The 17,217-nt window shown below is 61.1% G+C and carries 14 protein-coding genes; 3 read left to right on the forward strand and 11 right to left on the reverse strand.

The features are described 5' to 3' along the window. The first annotated feature begins 19 nt into the window (after positions 1-19). Positions 20-754 (forward strand): histidine utilization repressor, encoded by a 735-nt coding sequence (hutC, locus tag AB8841_RS07760; RefSeq protein ID WP_370435205.1) that lies wholly within the window; start codon positions 20-22, stop codon positions 752-754. A 26-nt stretch (positions 755-780) separates the two neighbouring features. Here the strand turns inward: hutC and AB8841_RS07765 are convergent, their stop codons facing one another. The 7 genes from AB8841_RS07765 to AB8841_RS07795 all read right to left on the reverse strand — a co-directional run bounded on the left by AB8841_RS07765 (position 781) and on the right by AB8841_RS07795 (position 9,777). Further along, complete coding sequence (locus AB8841_RS07765) at positions 781-2,178, reverse strand: FAD-binding oxidoreductase (RefSeq protein ID WP_370435206.1); 1,398 nt, start codon at positions 2,176-2,178, stop codon at positions 781-783. Positions 2,179-2,215: 37 nt separating this feature from the next. Further along, positions 2,216-3,877 carry an ABC transporter ATP-binding protein gene (locus AB8841_RS07770; protein WP_370435207.1) on the reverse strand — a complete coding sequence of 554 codons (1,662 nt, stop codon included), beginning with the start codon at positions 3,875-3,877 and terminating at the stop codon, positions 2,216-2,218. Next, entirely contained in the window at positions 3,867-4,724 is an 858-nt protein-coding gene (locus AB8841_RS07775; RefSeq protein WP_370435208.1) for an ABC transporter permease, read from the reverse strand. The genes AB8841_RS07770 and AB8841_RS07775 overlap by 11 nt, the downstream gene beginning before the upstream one ends. A 1-nt stretch (position 4,725) precedes the next feature. After that, positions 4,726-5,691 carry an ABC transporter permease gene (locus AB8841_RS07780; protein WP_370435209.1) on the reverse strand — a complete coding sequence of 322 codons (966 nt, stop codon included), beginning with the start codon at positions 5,689-5,691 and terminating at the stop codon, positions 4,726-4,728. A gap of 105 nt (positions 5,692-5,796) precedes the next feature. Beyond that, entirely contained in the window at positions 5,797-7,347 is a 1,551-nt protein-coding gene (locus AB8841_RS07785; RefSeq protein WP_370435210.1) for an ABC transporter substrate-binding protein, read from the reverse strand. A gap of 164 nt (positions 7,348-7,511) precedes the next feature. After that, complete coding sequence (locus tag AB8841_RS07790; RefSeq protein ID WP_370435211.1) at positions 7,512-8,720, reverse strand: 2Fe-2S iron-sulfur cluster-binding protein; 1,209 nt, start codon at positions 8,718-8,720, stop codon at positions 7,512-7,514. A gap of 19 nt (positions 8,721-8,739) precedes the next feature. Continuing rightward, on the reverse strand, positions 8,740-9,777 hold the full coding sequence (locus AB8841_RS07795; protein ID WP_370435212.1) for a Rieske 2Fe-2S domain-containing protein: 1,038 nt from the start codon (positions 9,775-9,777) through the stop codon (positions 8,740-8,742). Between the two features lie 158 nt (positions 9,778-9,935). Here AB8841_RS07795 and AB8841_RS07800 point away from each other — a divergent pair, with 158 nt between their 5' ends. After that, on the forward strand, positions 9,936-10,874 hold the full coding sequence (locus tag AB8841_RS07800) for a LysR substrate-binding domain-containing protein (RefSeq protein WP_370435213.1): 939 nt from the start codon (positions 9,936-9,938) through the stop codon (positions 10,872-10,874). Positions 10,875-10,949: 75 nt separating this feature from the next. Here AB8841_RS07800 and AB8841_RS07805 read toward each other — a convergent pair whose 3' ends face one another. The 3 genes from AB8841_RS07805 to AB8841_RS07815 form a co-directional block, all read right to left on the reverse strand. Then, entirely contained in the window at positions 10,950-12,140 is a 1,191-nt protein-coding gene (locus AB8841_RS07805; RefSeq protein ID WP_370435214.1) for a M20 aminoacylase family protein, read from the reverse strand. Between the two features lie 193 nt (positions 12,141-12,333). Next, positions 12,334-13,506 (reverse strand): amidohydrolase, encoded by a 1,173-nt coding sequence (locus AB8841_RS07810; protein WP_370435215.1) that lies wholly within the window; start codon positions 13,504-13,506, stop codon positions 12,334-12,336. A 69-nt stretch (positions 13,507-13,575) separates the two neighbouring features. After that, a complete protein-coding gene (locus AB8841_RS07815; protein ID WP_370435216.1) occupies positions 13,576-14,904 on the reverse strand; it encodes an MFS transporter in 1,329 nt (442 codons plus the stop codon). Positions 14,905-15,068: 164 nt separating this feature from the next. Between AB8841_RS07815 and AB8841_RS07820 the strand changes: the two genes are divergently transcribed. Then, the gene (locus AB8841_RS07820; protein WP_370435217.1) at positions 15,069-16,205 is read left to right on the forward strand and encodes a LysR family transcriptional regulator; all 1,137 of its coding nucleotides are present in this window, start codon (positions 15,069-15,071) and stop codon (positions 16,203-16,205) included. Positions 16,206-16,343: 138 nt separating this feature from the next. Here AB8841_RS07820 and AB8841_RS07825 read toward each other — a convergent pair whose 3' ends face one another. Continuing rightward, the gene (locus AB8841_RS07825) at positions 16,344-17,153 is read right to left on the reverse strand and encodes a hypothetical protein (RefSeq protein WP_370435218.1); all 810 of its coding nucleotides are present in this window, start codon (positions 17,151-17,153) and stop codon (positions 16,344-16,346) included. Positions 17,154-17,217: the final 64 nt, after the last annotated feature.

A 17,217-nucleotide genomic window follows, 5' to 3' on the forward strand; every position in this document is an offset into this window, starting at 1 on the left:
GCGTACGGGACGAGTTTTTATGCATATCTATGAGCGGATCCGGGACGATATCGAAAGGCGGATCATGTCAGGCGAATGGGCGCCTGGAGACCGGGTTCCCTTCGAAACCGAATTGGCGGAGCAGTACGGCTGCTCGCGTATGACCGTGAACAAAGTTCTCTCGGCCCTTGCCAATCAGGGATTGATCATCAGAAAACGTCGCGCCGGTTCCGTCGTGGCTGCCCCGAGCGCCGACCGCGCCGTTCTCGAGATCCAGGATTTCGCGCTGGAAGCCGAGCGCGCCGGCAAGACGTACCAGCACAAGGTCCTGCACCGCGGCGTGGAGGCGATCGACGCTGCGGCCGCAACGCGGACCGGTGCTCGAGCCGGCTCGAAAGTGCTCTGCGTCACGACGTTGCATCTCGTGGAAGGTCAGCCGGAAGCCTACGAGGAGCGTATCATCAATCTTGCGGCTGTGCCGGAAGCCCGCACGGAGCAGTTCGAGCAGATGCCCCCCGGAACATGGCTGTTGAACCGGGTGCCCTGGACGGATGCGGAGCATGTGATTCGGGCGGTCAATGCCGATGCCAAGCTGCATAAGCACCTTCAAATCCCGTCCGGCACCGCATGCCTGCTTCTGGAGCGGCGAACGTGGCAGGCCGGGATCTTCATGACGGAGGCCCGCATCACCTACCCTGGCGAGCGTCACCGGCTGGTCGGCCGGTTCTCACCGGCCGGGACTGGACAGTTCCCGGACCGATCAAAGCCCGCATGAGCGTAATCCAGGCCGGTACGGGCGCCTCAGAGCGGGTCGACCACCTTCCCAGGATTGAGCAGGCCCTTCGGATCGAGGAGACCTTTGATGGCGCGTGAGAGTTTCTGCTTCACCGGATCTGCGTAGCGCTCGAAGGCCGCCCGCTTTTTGAGGCCGATCCCGTGCTCCGCCGAGAAACACCCTCCGATCGCATCGAGAGGCGCATACAGCAGGTCCTCGATACGCTGCTGAATGGGCGTCGGCAACGGACCCTCGATATTGAGGACTATGTGGAGATTGCCATCGGCCAGGTGGCCGAAGATATACGGATCCAACTGCGGGTCGATGCTCCTGAGCGCCGGGCCAAGACGATCGACATAGCTGTCGATCGCTCTGCCTGGAACGGAAACGTCGAACGAAGGCGCCTGTGGATGAAGGCGGTAAAGGATCTCGGTGTCCTCGCGAACCCGCCAGATCCGGTCGGCCTGTTGCACGGAGCTGGCGACAACGCCGTCCTTGATGATCCCTGCATCCTCATAGATCGCCGTTAATCCGTCTTCCAATGCCGCGGAAGCAGCCTCGAAGCTATCCCCGCCGAGTTCAAGCGCCAGGAGGCAGTCGGCGTCGAGAGGAAGCTGGCCCTGTTCGAACCCTAAGGCTGCGCCGGTGGTCTGCGCGTATTTGCGCCACATGATCTCCGCGGCGCGTAGATTCGTACCGCCGCGCGACAGAAAGTGCGTCACGACCCCCTGGGCTGCGGCCGCGTTGTCGACGCCGACGAGAGCGGTCGCTCGCGCGCGGACCAACGGCTCAAGCTTGACGACTGCACGGGTCACGATCCCGAGCGTTCCTTCCGCGCCAATGAACAGGTGCTTGAGATCATACCCGGCACTTGTCTTCATGACCCGGGTCAGATCGCTGAAAATGCTTCCATCCGGGAGCACGGCTTCAAGCCCGAGCACGCGATGGCGCATGACACCGGATCGAAATGCCATGATGCCTCCGGCATTGCTCGAAATGAGACCGCCCACCGTCGCCGAGCCGCGCGCCGCAAGGTCGATGGCGGGATCGAGCCCGAATGCTCTCGCGGCCTCCTGCAGCGCGCCCAGAGTCACGCCTGCCTGGACCAAGGCGATGCCCGACACAGGATCGATTTCTTCGATGCGATCAAGTGCGCCCAGATCACAGATCAGCGTTTCGGGAGTCGTGACGGCGCCACCGACCAGGCCCGTTCGTCCCCCATGAGGTACGACCGGGATCTCCCTCGGACAGCACCAGCGCAGGAGTTTCGCGACGGCATCGGGCGAATCCGGCCGGACTGCGGCGAATGCGTTGAAGTTCCGCGCATCCCATCCTGGATCTCGTCCGGCAAGTTCACTTTGCCCTTGCATGGATCCCCCGCCGATCATGCTGCGCAATTCTTCGATGTCGTGCGCGTAGCGCATGCAAAATCTCCGGCAGTTCCGTTGTTAGACGATCTCGTCACGATGCCGCGCTGGAGACATCGGGCCGGCGGGCCGCCAGAAGTCGGTCTAGCCACTCCGGATCGACGTCCGGAACCGACGCCAGCAGAAGCTCCGTATAGGCAGGATGAGGTGGCGTGAGGACGTCCGCCTTCGTGCCTCGCTGGACGACCTTCCCCCTATGCATTACGACGACCTGATCGGCGATGGCTTTGACCGTCGCGATATCATGCGTGATGAAGAGATAGGAGATCGACAGCTCCCTCTGCAATCGCAAGAGGAGCTTCAGGATCTCTTCCTGAACGAGTTGGTCGAGAGCGGACGTCACCTCGTCGCAGACGATCAATTCCGGATTGGCTGCAAGGGCACGCGCAATGCAGACGCGCTGCTTCTGACCGCCGGAGAGCGACGCGGGCAACCGATCGAGATACTTCGCGCTCAGCTCGATCATGTCGAGAAGCTGGACGATGCGCTGCTCCCGCCGTTGCCCGTTCAGCCCGAAATAGAACTCGAGAGGCCGTCCAATGATCTCGCGAACGGTATGGCGTGGATTGAGCGAGGCATCCGGGCTCTGATGAATCATCTGCAGGCGACGCAGCTGCTCCTTGCTCCGATCCCTGACGGTACGCGGGAGCCTTTCGCCGGAAAACGTGATCTCCCCCGAGCTGGGCTTGAGGAGACCCGTAATGACCCGGGCGAGCGTCGATTTTCCGGAACCGGATTCGCCGACAACCGCCACCGTGCGGCCACGCTCGATCTCCACCGTGACATCCTCCAGTGCCGGCACCGTGCCGTAATGGGCCGTGAGATCCCTCACCGTCAGAAGTTCATTGCCTCTTGGCACGGCATCCTTCGCAAGCTTCCTCACGGCCCACAGGGACCGGGTATAGTCATGCTGCGGATGCGCCAGCATGGTCCGCGTAGGGGCCTCTTCGATCAGGCGGCCGTGCCGCAGCACCATGATTTTGTGGGCGAGCTGAGCGACGACGGCGAGATCGTGGGTGATATAGATTGCAGCGGTTTGGAACTCCTCCACGATCCTGCGGATCGCGGCCAAGACCTCGACTTGAGTGGTCACGTCCAACGCCGTCGTCGGCTCGTCGAAGATGATAACGTCGGGACGGCATACCATCGCCATCGCGGTCATGACCCTCTGGAGCTGGCCACCCGACACTTCGTGAGGATACCGGAAGCCGATCGTTTCGGGATTCGGAAGAGCAAGGCGGCAAAACAGATCCTGGGCATCCTGGACTGCCTCCTGTCGGGAGCGCCCTCCCCGAGTCACAGCGACCTCGACGACCTGATCCATGAGCCGTCGCGCGGGATTGAATGACGCCGCCGCGCTTTGCGCGACATACGCAATCTTCGAGCCTCTCAACGCACGGCGTTCCGCGGGAGGCATGTGCAGGAGATCCTGTCCTCTGAAGTGGACTGTTCCGCCCACGACGCGGCATCCGGCGCGGGCATAACCCATCGCGGCGAGACCAATCGTCGACTTTCCGGCACCCGACTCGCCTATGAGCCCGAGGACCTCTCCCCGGTGCAGCGTCAGGTCCAGCTCGTGCACGATCTTGTGCCAGGAACCGCCGCTGAACCCTTCCATCCCGAGCCCACGGATCTCGAGAATGACGTCACGGTTCATCGCTGCGCTCATGGAAACGATCCGTTGTTCAATTCTCATCGCGCGCTCCGCTCGTCGACGCCACGGCCCAATCCACGATCAAGTTGACGGCAACCGTCAGAAGAGCAATAGCGGAAGCGGGAAACAGCGGCATGAGAATGCCGAACGAGACCGCCGCCGCGTTCTCTCGCACCATTGACCCCCAATCGGCCGTCGGCGGCTGAATTCCCAATCCAACGAAGCTCAATGTCGCGATGAAAAGGAACACGAAGCAGAACCGTAGACCGAACTCCGCCGCCAATGGGGCAATGGCGTTCGGCAACAATTCCCGACGCATGATCCAACCTATGCTTTCGCCGCGCAATCTTGCAACCTCGACGAAGTCTTGCGCCTCGAGATCCATGGCCACGGCCCGGGTGATGCGAAAAACGCGCGTAGCGTCGAGAAGAGCGATGACCCCGATGAGAACAGGGACCGATGATCCGAGGACCGCCAACACCATCAAGGCGAAGATCAGGGTCGGAAAGCCCATCATGACGTCGACGATACGGCTGATAACCTGATCGACGGCGCCGCGCATCGTCGCCGCGAGAAGGCCGCAGGTAATTCCGACCGAGAACGAGATCATGGTCGTCAGGAGAGCGATCAATATCGAGTTGCGGGCGCCGAAGATCAGCCGAGTCAACACATCGCGTCCCAGATGGTCGGTTCCGAGCCAAGTCGTCGACGCGGGGTCGCCCGCTGCTGCCACCCCGAGGCCGGGCGCCCAGGGATCCCCCACGATCTGCCCCTCTGCATAAGGCGCGATCCACGGCGCGAACAGGACACAGAGCAGATTGACCGCCAATATGCCGATTCCGATCTTGGCCGACAAAGGCGCATGTTTGAGCTTATCGGGAATGTTCATCTCACACCTGCTGTCGGGGCCGCTTCAGCCGAGGATTGGACAGGATCGACAGAATGTCGGCGAGCAGATTCAGAAGCACATAAGTCGCTGCAAAGATGATGCAGCAGGCCTGTACGACAGGAATGTCACGCTTGGATACCGAGTCGACCAGAAGCTGCCCGAGCCCCGGATAAACAAACACCACCTCGACGACGACGACCCCGACGACGAGATAAGCCAGGTTCAGGATGACGACGTTGATGATTGGGGAAAGCGCATTCGGCAGCGCATGCCGGATAACAATGGAGACCGGCGGAACGCCTTTGAGATAAGCCATCTCGATATAGGGCGCAGCCATGACGCCAACGAGGGCCGCGCGGGTCATGCGCAACACGTAGGCAATCACGGCCAGAGCTAGGGTCAAAGCCGGCAATGTCAGCAGCGCGATTCGCTGCATCCAATTCTCTCCGGATCCTACCAACGCGACGGCCGGCAGCCAGCCGAGCTTGACCGCAAAGATCGCTACCAGCATGTAAGCGGTGAAGAATTCCGGGAAGGAGATCCCGGCCAGCGACGCCGTGGATGCCACACGATCGAAGACCCGACCGCGATAGACCGTCGACAGAATGCCGAGGCCGATCCCTATCGGCATCGCAATGGCCGCGGCCGCAAGGGCGAGAACGACCGTATTCCCTAACCGATCAGCGACCAGCTCGACCACGGACCGGCCTGTTGCCAAGGAGCGACCGAGATCTCCGTGGAGAAGGTCGACGACCCACGCCACATACCGCGCCGCCGCTGGACGGTCCAAGCCGAGTTCGTGGCGCAATGCGGCCACGGCCTCGGGTGTTGCTCCCTGACCGAGAACCGCCTCCGCGAGATCGCCAGGCAAAAGCTCCACGGAGAAGAACACGATCAGTGAAATCGTCAGCAGCGTCGCCAGCCCGAGGGCCAGTCGCTTGGCTGAAATGGAGAGTATGATATTCATCTGCACCATCCCTTCGGGGCGGGTATCATCTGCCCTGGCGTCGTCCCGAGAAATTGCGCCACCGCAGGCACTCGCCGATGCGGTGGCGCACAGGACCGAAGTGGGTCAGGCAAACCACCAGCGCTCGGCGGCGCGGCTGCCATCGAGCATGTACTCGCCCGACAATTCACCATGCGTCACCTTGCTGCTGACAGCATCGATGAAGTCTGAAAAGGCGAAGATGTTCGATCCGCCATCGTCGTGAACGATCCTCTGGAGCTCCGCATAAAGCGCGCGGCGCTTTTCGGTGTCGAACTCGCGGCGGGCCTCCTCGACAAGACGGTTGACGCGATCGTCGTTCAGCCGGGTTTCGTTCCAGCCTGCCTTGATGCCGTCCGCCGTGTAGACGAGGCTGAATATGACATCCTCATTGACGCGTCCGCTCCACCGGGTCGCACAGAAGGGCTTCTTCGACCAGACGGAACTCCAATATCCGTCCTCGGGCTCCTTCACCACGTCGATCGTGATGCCCGCCTTCGCCGCATGAGCCTTGTAGAGCACGGCAGCATCAGTCGCGCCAGTGAATGGGGTGTCGGAAACGTGCAGCTGCACTTTCAGATCCGAAACGCCGGCTTTCTTTAGGTGGAATTTCGCCCTATCCGGATCATATGACCGTTGCGGGACATCCGCGCTATACATCTGGTAGGCGGGAGACAACGGGTGATCGTTGCCGACCGAACCAAATCCGTTGAGGATGCGCTTGACGATATCCTCCCGGTCGATCGCAAGTTTCATGGCCAGGCGAACATCGTTGCTCGTAAACGGTCCCTGATCGACCATCATCGGGAAAGCGAAGTGCGCCTTGCTTTTGACCCGGTTGATCCGGATTGCATTGCTGCGTTGAAGCAGGGAGACCGTCTTCGCATCAACCGAGTTATACGCATCGATCTGGCCCGTCAGAAGCGCGTTCGCGCGGGCTGTGGCATCCTTCATGCAGATCATCTCAACGGTATCGAAGTGCGCGCGGTCGGCCTTCCAGTAATTCGGATTGCGGCGCACGACGGACTTCACGCCCGGCTGGAAATGCTCGAGGATGTAGCCCCCGGTACCGACACCCTTATCGAAATCCGTCTCTCCGTTCGGCACGATGTAAAGGCCAACGGCACTCGTGATGGCCGGGAACCCGACATTGGCGTCCTTCAGGTCAAAAATCACGGTGTTGGGCCCATCTGCCTTCATCGAAGCGACCTGCGCCAGGAGCGGGCGGGCCTGTGACTTTGATCCCTCCTTGAGGTGCAGGTTGAATGAATAGATGACGTCGTCCGCCGTGAAGGGCTTGCCGTTGTGGAAGGTCACTCCTTTCCGGAGGCTGAAGGTCCAGGTCTTTGCGTCCTTTGAGCCCTTCCAGCTCTCTGCGAGCTCCGGGATCAACACTCCTCCAGGACCGACCTCGATGAGGTTGTTTCGCAGCTGCCAATGCAGGTTCTGCTGAAACTGCGAGTCCATCAGAGTCGGATCGAGCGTCTCGGACGTGGAAAAATCCGCCATGCCGATACGCAGCGTTCCACCCTTACGAGGTGATTGCGCCCTCGCCTTGAGCGGCAGCGAACTTGCCAGGGCCAAAGTGCCTGCTCCAAGGAGCAAACCACGCCTGTCGATGGTGAATGTGTCGTGCATTGTCTTTCCTCCCGTTCGGATAGATTTTTTGCAGTTTGGCGCAGTTTCGGATGAACTGTCTTCTTGTTGATTTCTACTTCGCTGATTGTGACCGGTATCTGCTCCTCAAACCGCCCATATTCGAAGTTGCGACGCCCGCGGGCTTGGACGTCACGCCTGCACATTCAAGGAAAAGCGATCTCGAGGGATGTTACCGGCCTGGAGCAGCACAGGAGCACCTCGCCGGGACCGGGCGGCGTCAGCGGTTCCTCGAAGTATTCGATTTCGCCGCTGAGGAGGCGGCTGGTACACGTGCTGCAGACACCAGCACGACAACTGAAAGGCGGCTCAAGGCCCACGGATTCGGCAAGTTCCAGGAGCGATCGGGCACCATCCGGCCAAGGTATGGGCGCAGCAGAACCGTTGAAACTCACGGTTACTTCTGCACTTTCGTCTTTCTGAGCAGGGTCAGGCGCGGGAGAAGGCCTGGTATTGGGAATGGTCGTCTCTGCAGGGGACGGGCGCTCGTCGTCAGTGGCGAGAACCGTGGCCGGTCCGAAAAACTCGTAATGAATGCGCTGCTTTGGAATACCGAGTCCGCGAAGCAGCGAGTAGTTCGCCTGCATGAAGCCAGCCGGGCCGCACATATAGACGTCATAATCGTCCAGTGGCAGGAGCGCCTGCAGTGTCTCCTTCGTGATCAGGCCCTTGCTATCGTATGCTCCGGCGGCCTCATCCGCGTCCGTCGGCACACGATAGCAAAAGTGAATCCTGATGCCGGAACGGCTTGAAGCCAGAGCGAGGACCTCGTCTCTCAGAGCGTGAACCCTGCCGTTCTCGCAGGCATGGACGAAGAACACCGGCCTTTCGGTATCGGATGCGAGCTCGTGCAGCATACTGACCACCGGCGTCAGGCCGACGCCCCCGCTCAAAAGAACGACCGGCCGGAGGCTTGTACGATCGAGGCAGAATTCGCCGCGCGGCCCATGGAGCGACACGACGGTTCCGATCTCCGCGTTATGAAGATAGCTGGATCCCACCCCCTCCGGGGCGTCCGGCAGATGTGGCGGCGGCATTTCGCGTTTCACGCTAATTCGGAATCGATGTGTGAGCCTGCAACTGCTGGAGATACTGTAGTGACGGAGCAAGTTCCCGGAACCGCTTGGGTCCGGCAAGCGCATGACGATGAACTGTCCGGGGATGAATGGTCTGATGGCCGACCCACATACGGGGGTCAGTTCAAGAGACATAATCGTTTCGCTTTCGCGGCGCTTTGCGACGATCTTGTAGTTGGAGAAGGACGTCTCTGTCGGTTCAGGATTCATCGGATCGGTCAGGTATGAAGGGATGATCGGGGGCCGAGCGGCCACGGAAGGCACGGTTGCGCCCTCCATGGCCGGAACGCTGGTGAACCTATTCAGCAGCCATTGGCTGCTCGGCCTCTGCGCTGATTAGCTGACTGAGGCGCTTGCGAAAGCGCAGTGGACCCGCATCGATCTGGAGGTCGAGGTTGGGCGTACGTTTACTCGCCATGCCTTCGTGGACGGCCGTCAGGACGACTCGATCCTCCTCGAAGGCACCGCGCACCGACTTGGCGAACTCGCGCGACGTTTCCTCATTGTCTGCATCGAAATTGCGCATTTGGAACCAGAAGTATCGCGTTCTGTTTTCATCGACGGGCGTCATGAAGTTGTACGAGTCCATCAGGAACACGTCTTCATGCAGCGGCCCGTCGGAGCCACCTGTGCCTGCGGGCGTGAAGATTGCCTTGATGATGGCATGGCTCGGGAATCTGACCTCGTAATGCTGTTTGCGGTCGCTGTTCCCTCTGAACTTCACGAATTTGGCGTAGAAGGGGGCGACCTCCACGTCCATCATCCAGCGCGAGACGATGACGCCGTCGCTGGTCACTTCAGTCTGGAGCGGCGCCTCCTCGCAGGCTGAGCTTCCGAACGACGATTGATGAACCCAGGCGACATGGGACGGGTCCAGGAGATTGTCGGTCATGTAGAGATAATTGCAATCGATGACCATGGACTCGCCACGGTTGACGCCCCAGGTCGGATTCCCCCAATGCTCGACCTGGAAGATCGTCGCCGGATCGGCGAGTTCCGGCCGTCCCATCCAGACCCAGAGCAATCCATAGCGCTCCACGATGGGGTAGCTGCGGACCCGGGCGATGTGGGGGACACGCTCCGCACCTGGCACGCGTGTGCAGGTGCCGGTGCAATCGAAAGTCAGTCCGTGATAACCGCATTCGACCTGATCGCCTTTCAGGCGTCCCATGGAGAGCGGGAGCTTCCGGTGAGGACAGGCATCCTCGAGCGCGGCCGGCTCGCCATTCTCCTTGCGGTAGAGGACAATCTTCTCGCCCAACATCTCGACCGGTTGCAAAGAGCGGGTGACCTCGTGGTCCCATGCGGCTACGTACCAAGAATTCCTAAGAAACATCGCGACGTCTTCCCTTTGGACTGAACCCTTGCTGCGTCACCGAGAATGAACGTGGGAGAACGCACCCACAACCGGGCGCCCGCTGAGATTGTTTTTAGAAAAGCTAAAGACTAGAATGTCGATATGGTGCCGTCCGGCACTTCGATCCGGTGATGCGAATGGCCGAATTGCCCCCTCTTCGTGCGCTCCAGGCTTTCGAGGCCGTCGGTCGTTGCGGGAACATGACCAAGGCTTCCCGAGAGCTGAACGTTTCGCCCGGCGCCGTAAGCCAGCAAATCCGGCTCCTGGAGGAAAAGCTTGGCCTGCAGCTCGTCGTCCGGAGCACAACCAGTCTGGCGCTGACCGACATCGGAAAGCGGTACTACAGAACGATCACGAAGGGTTTCGAGGAGTTCCGCCGGGCCCAGGCGGAGATCGAGCGCGCCCGCTGGTCGAGCGGCCTCGTCATCAGTGCCCTTCCCTCGCTCGCCAGCAAGTGGCTAGCGACCCTTATTTTCGAATGGCAGCACAGTTTCCCGGACCTGAGCGTCCATTTGGAGGGAACTCACCTCGAACCGCGGCTGGAGGAGGATTGTACGGATTTCCGCATCACTTATGGCGATCGCGTGAGGAATTACGACAGCTCGGTCATGCTGTTCACCGACAGCGTCATTCCCGTCTGCAGCCCCAAGCTGCTGGAGTCCGGTCCTCCGCTGAAGACGCCGGCCGATCTCCTGGCCTATCCTCTTCTGAGCATCGACTGGCAGCCTCAATTCCCGTCGCCGCCGACATGGCAGGATTGGCTGAAGCAGCTCGGCGTCGGTTGTAACGGCCTGCGCCATTCATTCGTGTTTTCACTCTCCAGTGTTGCCATCGAGGCGGCAGTCGAGGGACGCGGCTTTACCCTAGGCCAATGTGCCATGATAGCCGAGGATTTGCGCGCGGGCCGGCTCGCTGCGCCCTTCCCTCAGAAGCTTCGGCTATCATCTCCCTACTTCCTTGCGTGGAACGGTCCGGTCTTCAACAAGAACGGTGCACGGGAATTTCACCGCTGGATCGTCGGACGAGCACGGCGGCAGGAGTTGCTGAACGAACTCGTCGGAAAGCAGGATCAATGAAGCTTCACCCCGATCGATAAGTGATCGAACCTCTTATTCTACCGTCTCGGTTCGTCGGTATGTGCGGCCTGCCGCTCAAGCCTCCCGCGGCAGGACACGGTTCGCCAGCTCGACCCAGTACGAGACCCCATAAGGAATCGCTTCATCGTTGAAATCGTAAGATGGGTTGTGAACCGGAGCGCTGTCGCCGTTGCCGACGAAGATGTAGGCACCGGGCACCCGGCGCAGGACGAAGGCGAAATCCTCGGATCCCATCTGGGGCCTGATCATGACGTTCGTATTCTCTGCACCTGCGACGGCTCGCATGGCGTCGATGGCAATTTCCGTTTCGGCATGATGATTGATCAGGGGCGGATAAGGCGTCAGCGGCGGGCGGCTGATCTCGACCGTGGTTCCGAACGCCTCAGCCGTCCGCGCGCAGATGCGCCGCAATTCCTCATGGATGATCGAGGAGGCAGCTTCTGAGAAGGTCCGGATGTTGCAGCGCATCTCGACCTTGTCAGGAATAACGTTCCAGGCATCGCCGCCATGAATGGATGTTATGGAGACCACAGCCGTCTCAAGCGGGTCGAGGGCTCGTGAGACGATGGTTTGAACCGCACAGATGATATGGCCCGCAGCGACAATCGCATCGCGGGTCTTGTGAGGCTGAGCGGCGTGACCTCCCGTTCCCGCCACCGTGATAAGCACTCCGTCCGCCGATGCCATGGCCGGGCCACGCACCACGCCGAATTGGCCCAACGGCATTCCCGGCCAATTGTGCAGCGCATAGGCCGCTTTGACAGGAAAGCGATCCAGCATGCCGTCATCGATCATCGCCTGCGCGCCCGCACCTCCCTCTTCGGCGGGCTGGAAGCAAAAGACGAGCGTGCCGTCGAAGGCGCGTGTCTCTGCCAGGTGGCGAGCGGCGCCGAGCAGCATGACGGTGTGGCCGTCGTGACCGCAGGCATGCATGCGTCCAGCGACCGTAGAGGCATGTGCAACGGCCGTCGCCTCCGTCATTGGGAGAGCATCCATATCCGCGCGGAACAGGACGCGCTTTTCGGCCGCGTGCGCCGGTCCGCCGATACCATGCAGGATGCCCAGGATACCCGATCCTCCAACCCCCTCGGTAACCTCATCGAGCTCAAATTCACGAAGCCGTGCGGCGACCATGCCGGCCGTTCGTGGCAGATCGTACATCAGCTCCGGATGCCGGTGAAGGTCGCGGCGCCAATCCGTCAGCTCGGTGAGCATGGCAGAAATTGCCGTTACGGTCGCGTTCATAATCGTTCCTTTGGGCACTTAGAGCATCGGACGTGAAGAGTGGACTTGCACTTTTGGATCGATCCGATGCTCCCTTCTGAGATGAGCACAGCGTTTGAGCGGACCCGAAGGGCCGGGTCAGCCAATACCGGGTCCACTTTTCGCTAGCGCGGCCCGCCGGGTCCGCACGATGCGCCAGGATATGGAATGATGATCATCCGAGGAGATGGCGAACAGTCCGCATGAACACGCGGGAGCCGATTTCGATCAGGCCGTCGGGAAAGTCGTAATCGGGGTTGTGAAGGCGTGGGTGGTTCTCACCTGCACCGAGAAAGAACATGGCGGCAGGGGCGCTCTGCCCGAAACGCCCGAAATCCTCCGACCCCCGCAGAGGCAGATGACCGGAGTCGTGTGGGATTCCCTCCGCATCGAGTGCACGGCGCAGATGGGCAACCGCCGCCGATGCGTTCTCCACCATGTCGAATACGTCATCATAATCGAGCTCGACGCGAAGATTCATTTTGTCCGCGATGCGATACGCCAAATTCTCGGCCTGTGCGCACAAACCGGCCATCCGGTCGTCCGTCAGGGTCCGCAGCGTTATCCAGATCTCCGCACAGCCGGGCGCAATTCCGAAAGCGGGCTCGCCCATCTTCGCGTGCGTCACCGTGACCATGGTGAACGACCGGTCCATCCGCTCGCCCTTTCCGAGAGCCGTGAGGGCCGGCATCAGGCTTGCCACGGCGGCCATCGGTGAGTTTCCGGTCTCGGGCTGAGAGGCATGCGCGGTCTTGCCCAGGAGCCTGATGCGCATCCCCCTCGACGCACAGTTCACCGGACCCTCGGCGAGCGCGACCTGGCCGAGCGGGATACCCGGCATGTTGTGGCATGAGAACGCGAGATCGGGCGCGATCTCTCTGTAGCGGGAATCACGCACGACGGCGGCGGCTCCCGATCCATTCTCTTCGGCAGGCTGGAACATCAGCACCACCCGGCCTCGGAGCGGGCGTTGTCTCCCGAGGCCGCGCGCCAAAGCCGCCAGGATCGCCATGTGCCCGTCGTGCCCGCAGAGATGGGCCTTGCCCGGTACGGTGGACCGATGGGGAACTTCCGAGACCTCATCGATCGGCAGGGCATCCAGTTCGGACCGGAACAAAATCGTCGGTCCGGGCTCGAGCCCGCGATAGATCATCGCGACACCATGCCCTCCCAATCCGGTCATTACTCCATCGGGCTCCGTCTGCGCCAGAAACGCGCAGACCTCGCGAGCCGTCCTCTCTTCCTCACCGGACAGCTCCGGCATGCGGTGGAGCTGACGCCGCCACTCGATAATCTCCGTCAGATCAGTGCGGGACAGAAAAGAGGAGCCATTTGCGGGAGTCGACATGAAGATCATCCAAGTAACACGAAATCGGAATTGGCTTCGCCCGGCATGGATGCGGGGCGAGCCAGCATCTCAGCTCTCCAGAGCCCGTCCACGGCTCTCCGGCAGCAATCCAATAGCCAAAGCCGTCACAATGCTTGTCAACGTCACGTACCACGCCGGCGACGTTGGATCGCCCGTTGCTCCGATCAGGTAGGTGACGATGAACTGGGTCGTGCCGCCGAAGAGCGAGACGCCGATCGCATAGGCGATGGACAGGCCAGTCGCACGAACGGAGCGGGGCAACAGCTCGGGAATGGCCGCGAAGGAAGCCGCTCCGCCGATCGATGCCATCCCTCCCAGAAAAGCCGATGCCAGAAAGAGCGTCGTGATGGAGGGTGCGTTCGTCAGCCACAGGAAGAGCGGCCATGTGGCAATCGCGATAATGATGCGGGGCCACAACATCACCGGACGTCTTCCGAAGCGGTCCGCGAGCCAGCCCCCGAGCAGTGAACAGACCAGCACCGCACCTCCCCCCACCACGGTCGCCGCAAGGGCGATGGAAGGAGGAAACTTGAGCGTCGCGATCGCGTAGGTCGTCATGTAGTTGGCGACATAGGTCGAGACTGTGCCTCCCATGATCACCAGCACGGCGATTGTGATCAGCTTGCTATGGGCCCGCACCTTGACGCGCTCTGGCGCCGTCCCCGAATGACCGGTCTCCAGCGTCTCCGGCATGTCGCGCCGCAGATAGATGCCGATCGGAATCAATAGCAGGCAGAGCAGGAACGGAACGCGCCAGCCCCAGGCTCCGAGCTGCTCCTGAGGCAGGATCAGTGACATGGCCATGCCGGTCATCCCCGCCACGAGTGCCGCGATGCCCTGACTTGCGAGCTGCCAGCTCACATAGAACCCTCGCTGCTGCGGTGGGGCGATCTCGGCCAGGAAGGCCGTTGCGGGGCCGACCTCTCCACCGAGGGCGAGGCCCTGCACGAGGCGGCAGAGCACGACGACGATCGGTGCCGTAAGTCCGATCGCTTCATAGGAAGGGGTCAAGGCGAGGCCCAGCGTGCCGACCGTAATGAACAAGATCGTGAGTAACATCGCCGGCTTGCGACCCGCCCGATCGGCATAGGCGCCGATCAAGACCCCACCGAGAGGCCGCGAGACGAATCCGACGCCGAACACGGCGACGGACAGCAGGAGGCTCGTAAAAGGGTCGGTTGCCGGAAAGAAGGTCCGGCCGATGTAAACGGCGAAGAACGCATAGGTGATGAAATCGTAGAACTCGAGCGCATTGCCTGCGACGGTTGCGGCGATCACCTTGGCCGGAACTCGCTCGGCAGCGCGAGCGGCTGCGAGCCGCACTTGCGGGTGTCCGGCAGCTCCCTGGCCGAGCGGGATGATATCGTGTCGGTTCATTGGCAGTCCTCCCGGGCCTCTGGTATCGGCTCTTTGTGGATGGGGTCGAAATCGTGAGCATGGAACTGGCGAATGGATGCAGCAGACCTCGTTGCTCGCGAGCTCCTACTGCGCTGTTCTGCCGGAAATCTTAGAAATGTCGGCCGACAGCCATAAGACAAAAAATGTTGGTCGTGACGACTTTTGGTCTTCTTGCCGCCAACGGCGACGCGTATCAAATTCACATTGGGCAAGAGATATTTACCCTGGAAGTGGGTTCTATCTTTCTGACCCGGCAAGAGCGTCTAATTCGGCTCTTAGCCAAAAGTCTACACAAAGCGTTGTCGCTCGATACGGGACAAGATATTATGAAGTTGCAGCAATTGCAGGTGTTGGTTGCTGTGGTCGAGCAGGGCGGCATTCGGGCTGCTGCACGACATCTTAGCCTCTCGCAGGCAGCGGTGACCAAATCCATGCGGCTCCTTGAAGAGGAAGTGCACACCCCTCTCCTACTGCGACATTCGCGCGGGGTCGATCTGACGGAAGCCGGAGAACGTCTCTTGGCCCGGGCACGCCTGATCACGCGTCAGATCGCACTCGCACACGAAGATCTTCGTCAGGCGGGCGGCGAGGATTGCGGAACCATTCGTGTTGGAATCACGCCCTACCTGACGTTGACTGCGCTGGGCGGTGCCTTCAACCGGTTCCGCCAGCGCTACCAGAAGGTCGAAGTTCAACTAATTGAAGGGCTCATGGCCCGGGTGCTCCCACGCTTACGCGATGGAACACTCGATTTTGCCGCCGTGGCGGCCGATTTCGGGGAACTGACGAACGACGATTATAATCGCGTTTGCATCTACCAGGCCCGACAGCGCATCGTGGTGCGGGAAGGACATCCTGTCCTAAAGAAGCCGACGGCGCAGGCCTTAGCCGCTCTGGAGTGGGTGCACACTCAACCGATGTCCGGCGATCAGCAGGGTCGAATGGCCGCCATGTTTGCCCTCGCCGGCGTATCGGCACCATCCCGTGTAGTCCTCTGCGAAACACTGGCGGGTTTGACATTGATCCGCAACTCCGATGTGGCGAGCCTTGTCCCGGAACCTCTGCTCGGGCATCCTGAATCGCGCGGGCTGGTTGTGGTCGAGGGAACCCAGCTCCATCCCTGTGACATGGAGCTGCTCTTATTGACCCGGCCCGACGTCCCACTGACACCGGCGGCGACGTATTTCGCTCACTGCCTAACCGAGTTGAGCCGTCAGACAAAGCCCCGCCCGGATCAGCCCCTCCACGGATGTCCGCCGCTCACTACCCCGATCCGATAAAGAATACCGGCACAAACCGCGCTAGAGCATCGGACGTGAAATCGAACTCACGTCCGATGCTCTAAGCCTATGCTGTTGAGCATCTTTTCACGCAAAACCGGTTCCCACTTTTGCGTCCGCTGCTCTAGATGATGGACGCTACCGCGAGGGCGGCTGCGGCGGAGCTGCGGCGCGGAAGTCCTCCAGCAGAGCCAGAAGAGCGTCCGGGCGAACCTTCACGGTCCCAGCAAAGGGGCGATCGATCGCAGTGATGATCAGCAATCCTGAGAAGATCAGAAATGACAGAATGGCTGTCATGATCACCTGAACGCGGAGGCTCTCGGTCCCGAAAAATAGCGTGAAGCCGATCGTCACGACCGCGCCACCGGACAGCACGAACCAGAGCACGCGAGGAATGATGCCGGGAGCCATGACGAGCCTCGTTCGACGGTTCTGGGTGACCGTATCGAGTTGATGGAGGGCTTCCTCCAGCAAGGCAGCCCCGCGACTATCGCTAGGCGCGAACGTAAGCAGTGCCCTGTAGGTCGCACTCAGTGTCTCTGTCACAGCATGGCTGCCTTCCCCGTGCTCCATGGCGGGCCAGTCTTCCGCAACGGCCGCTTTGATATACCGGTCGAGGCCGGCGCGGAGTGCCATGCCAGGGTCTCCTCCGATCCCCTCTGCCAGGCGGTAGAGCGTAGCAACGGCGGCTGCCTCTTGGGCCACGATGTTCTCGGCGTCACTGAACTTCTCCCACGCGCTGATCACGGCGAAGCCCAACAATACCGCATAGAGCACGCCGATCGTGGCAAACAGGAAACCGGCAACCTCATTGTTGCGACGCAATCGGTTTAAGGCGACACGCCGACGCACGACAACCGGACCGATCATCGCGACAAGCGACATCATGCCGACCAGCAGGATGCTGGACAGCCACACCGGCTGCGTAGCGAGGAGCGACAATAGCATGTCTGGCTACCCTTCCGCGATCCAGTCTGCGTCCGGGCGACAGGATAGGCTACCATCCGCAGCC

It is taken from the genome of Microvirga sp. TS319 (assembly GCF_041276405.1).
In the GTDB taxonomy this organism is placed as follows: domain Bacteria; phylum Pseudomonadota; class Alphaproteobacteria; order Rhizobiales; family Beijerinckiaceae; genus Microvirga.

Bases quoted from the DNA above. Each gene is read 5' to 3' on its own strand.
- hutC (WP_370435205.1), top strand. From the start codon at position 20: ATGCATATCTATGAGCGGATCCGGGACGATATCGAAAGGCGGATCATG.
- AB8841_RS07765 (WP_370435206.1), bottom strand. From the start codon at position 2,178: ATGCGCTACGCGCACGACATCGAAGAATTGCGCAGCATGATCGGCGGG.
- AB8841_RS07770 (WP_370435207.1), bottom strand. From the start codon at position 3,877: ATGAGAATTGAACAACGGATCGTTTCCATGAGCGCAGCGATGAACCGT.
- AB8841_RS07775 (WP_370435208.1), bottom strand. From the start codon at position 4,724: ATGAACATTCCCGATAAGCTCAAACATGCGCCTTTGTCGGCCAAGATC.
- AB8841_RS07780 (WP_370435209.1), bottom strand. From the start codon at position 5,691: ATGAATATCATACTCTCCATTTCAGCCAAGCGACTGGCCCTCGGGCTG.
- AB8841_RS07785 (WP_370435210.1), bottom strand. From the start codon at position 7,347: ATGCACGACACATTCACCATCGACAGGCGTGGTTTGCTCCTTGGAGCA.
- AB8841_RS07790 (WP_370435211.1), bottom strand. From the start codon at position 8,720: ATGGAGGGCGCAACCGTGCCTTCCGTGGCCGCTCGGCCCCCGATCATC.
- AB8841_RS07795 (WP_370435212.1), bottom strand. From the start codon at position 9,777: ATGTTTCTTAGGAATTCTTGGTACGTAGCCGCATGGGACCACGAGGTC.
- AB8841_RS07800 (WP_370435213.1), top strand. From the start codon at position 9,936: ATGGCCGAATTGCCCCCTCTTCGTGCGCTCCAGGCTTTCGAGGCCGTC.
- AB8841_RS07805 (WP_370435214.1), bottom strand. From the start codon at position 12,140: ATGAACGCGACCGTAACGGCAATTTCTGCCATGCTCACCGAGCTGACG.
- AB8841_RS07810 (WP_370435215.1), bottom strand. From the start codon at position 13,506: ATGTCGACTCCCGCAAATGGCTCCTCTTTTCTGTCCCGCACTGATCTG.
- AB8841_RS07815 (WP_370435216.1), bottom strand. From the start codon at position 14,904: ATGAACCGACACGATATCATCCCGCTCGGCCAGGGAGCTGCCGGACAC.
- AB8841_RS07820 (WP_370435217.1), top strand. From the start codon at position 15,069: ATGTTGGTCGTGACGACTTTTGGTCTTCTTGCCGCCAACGGCGACGCG.
- AB8841_RS07825 (WP_370435218.1), bottom strand. From the start codon at position 17,153: ATGCTATTGTCGCTCCTCGCTACGCAGCCGGTGTGGCTGTCCAGCATC.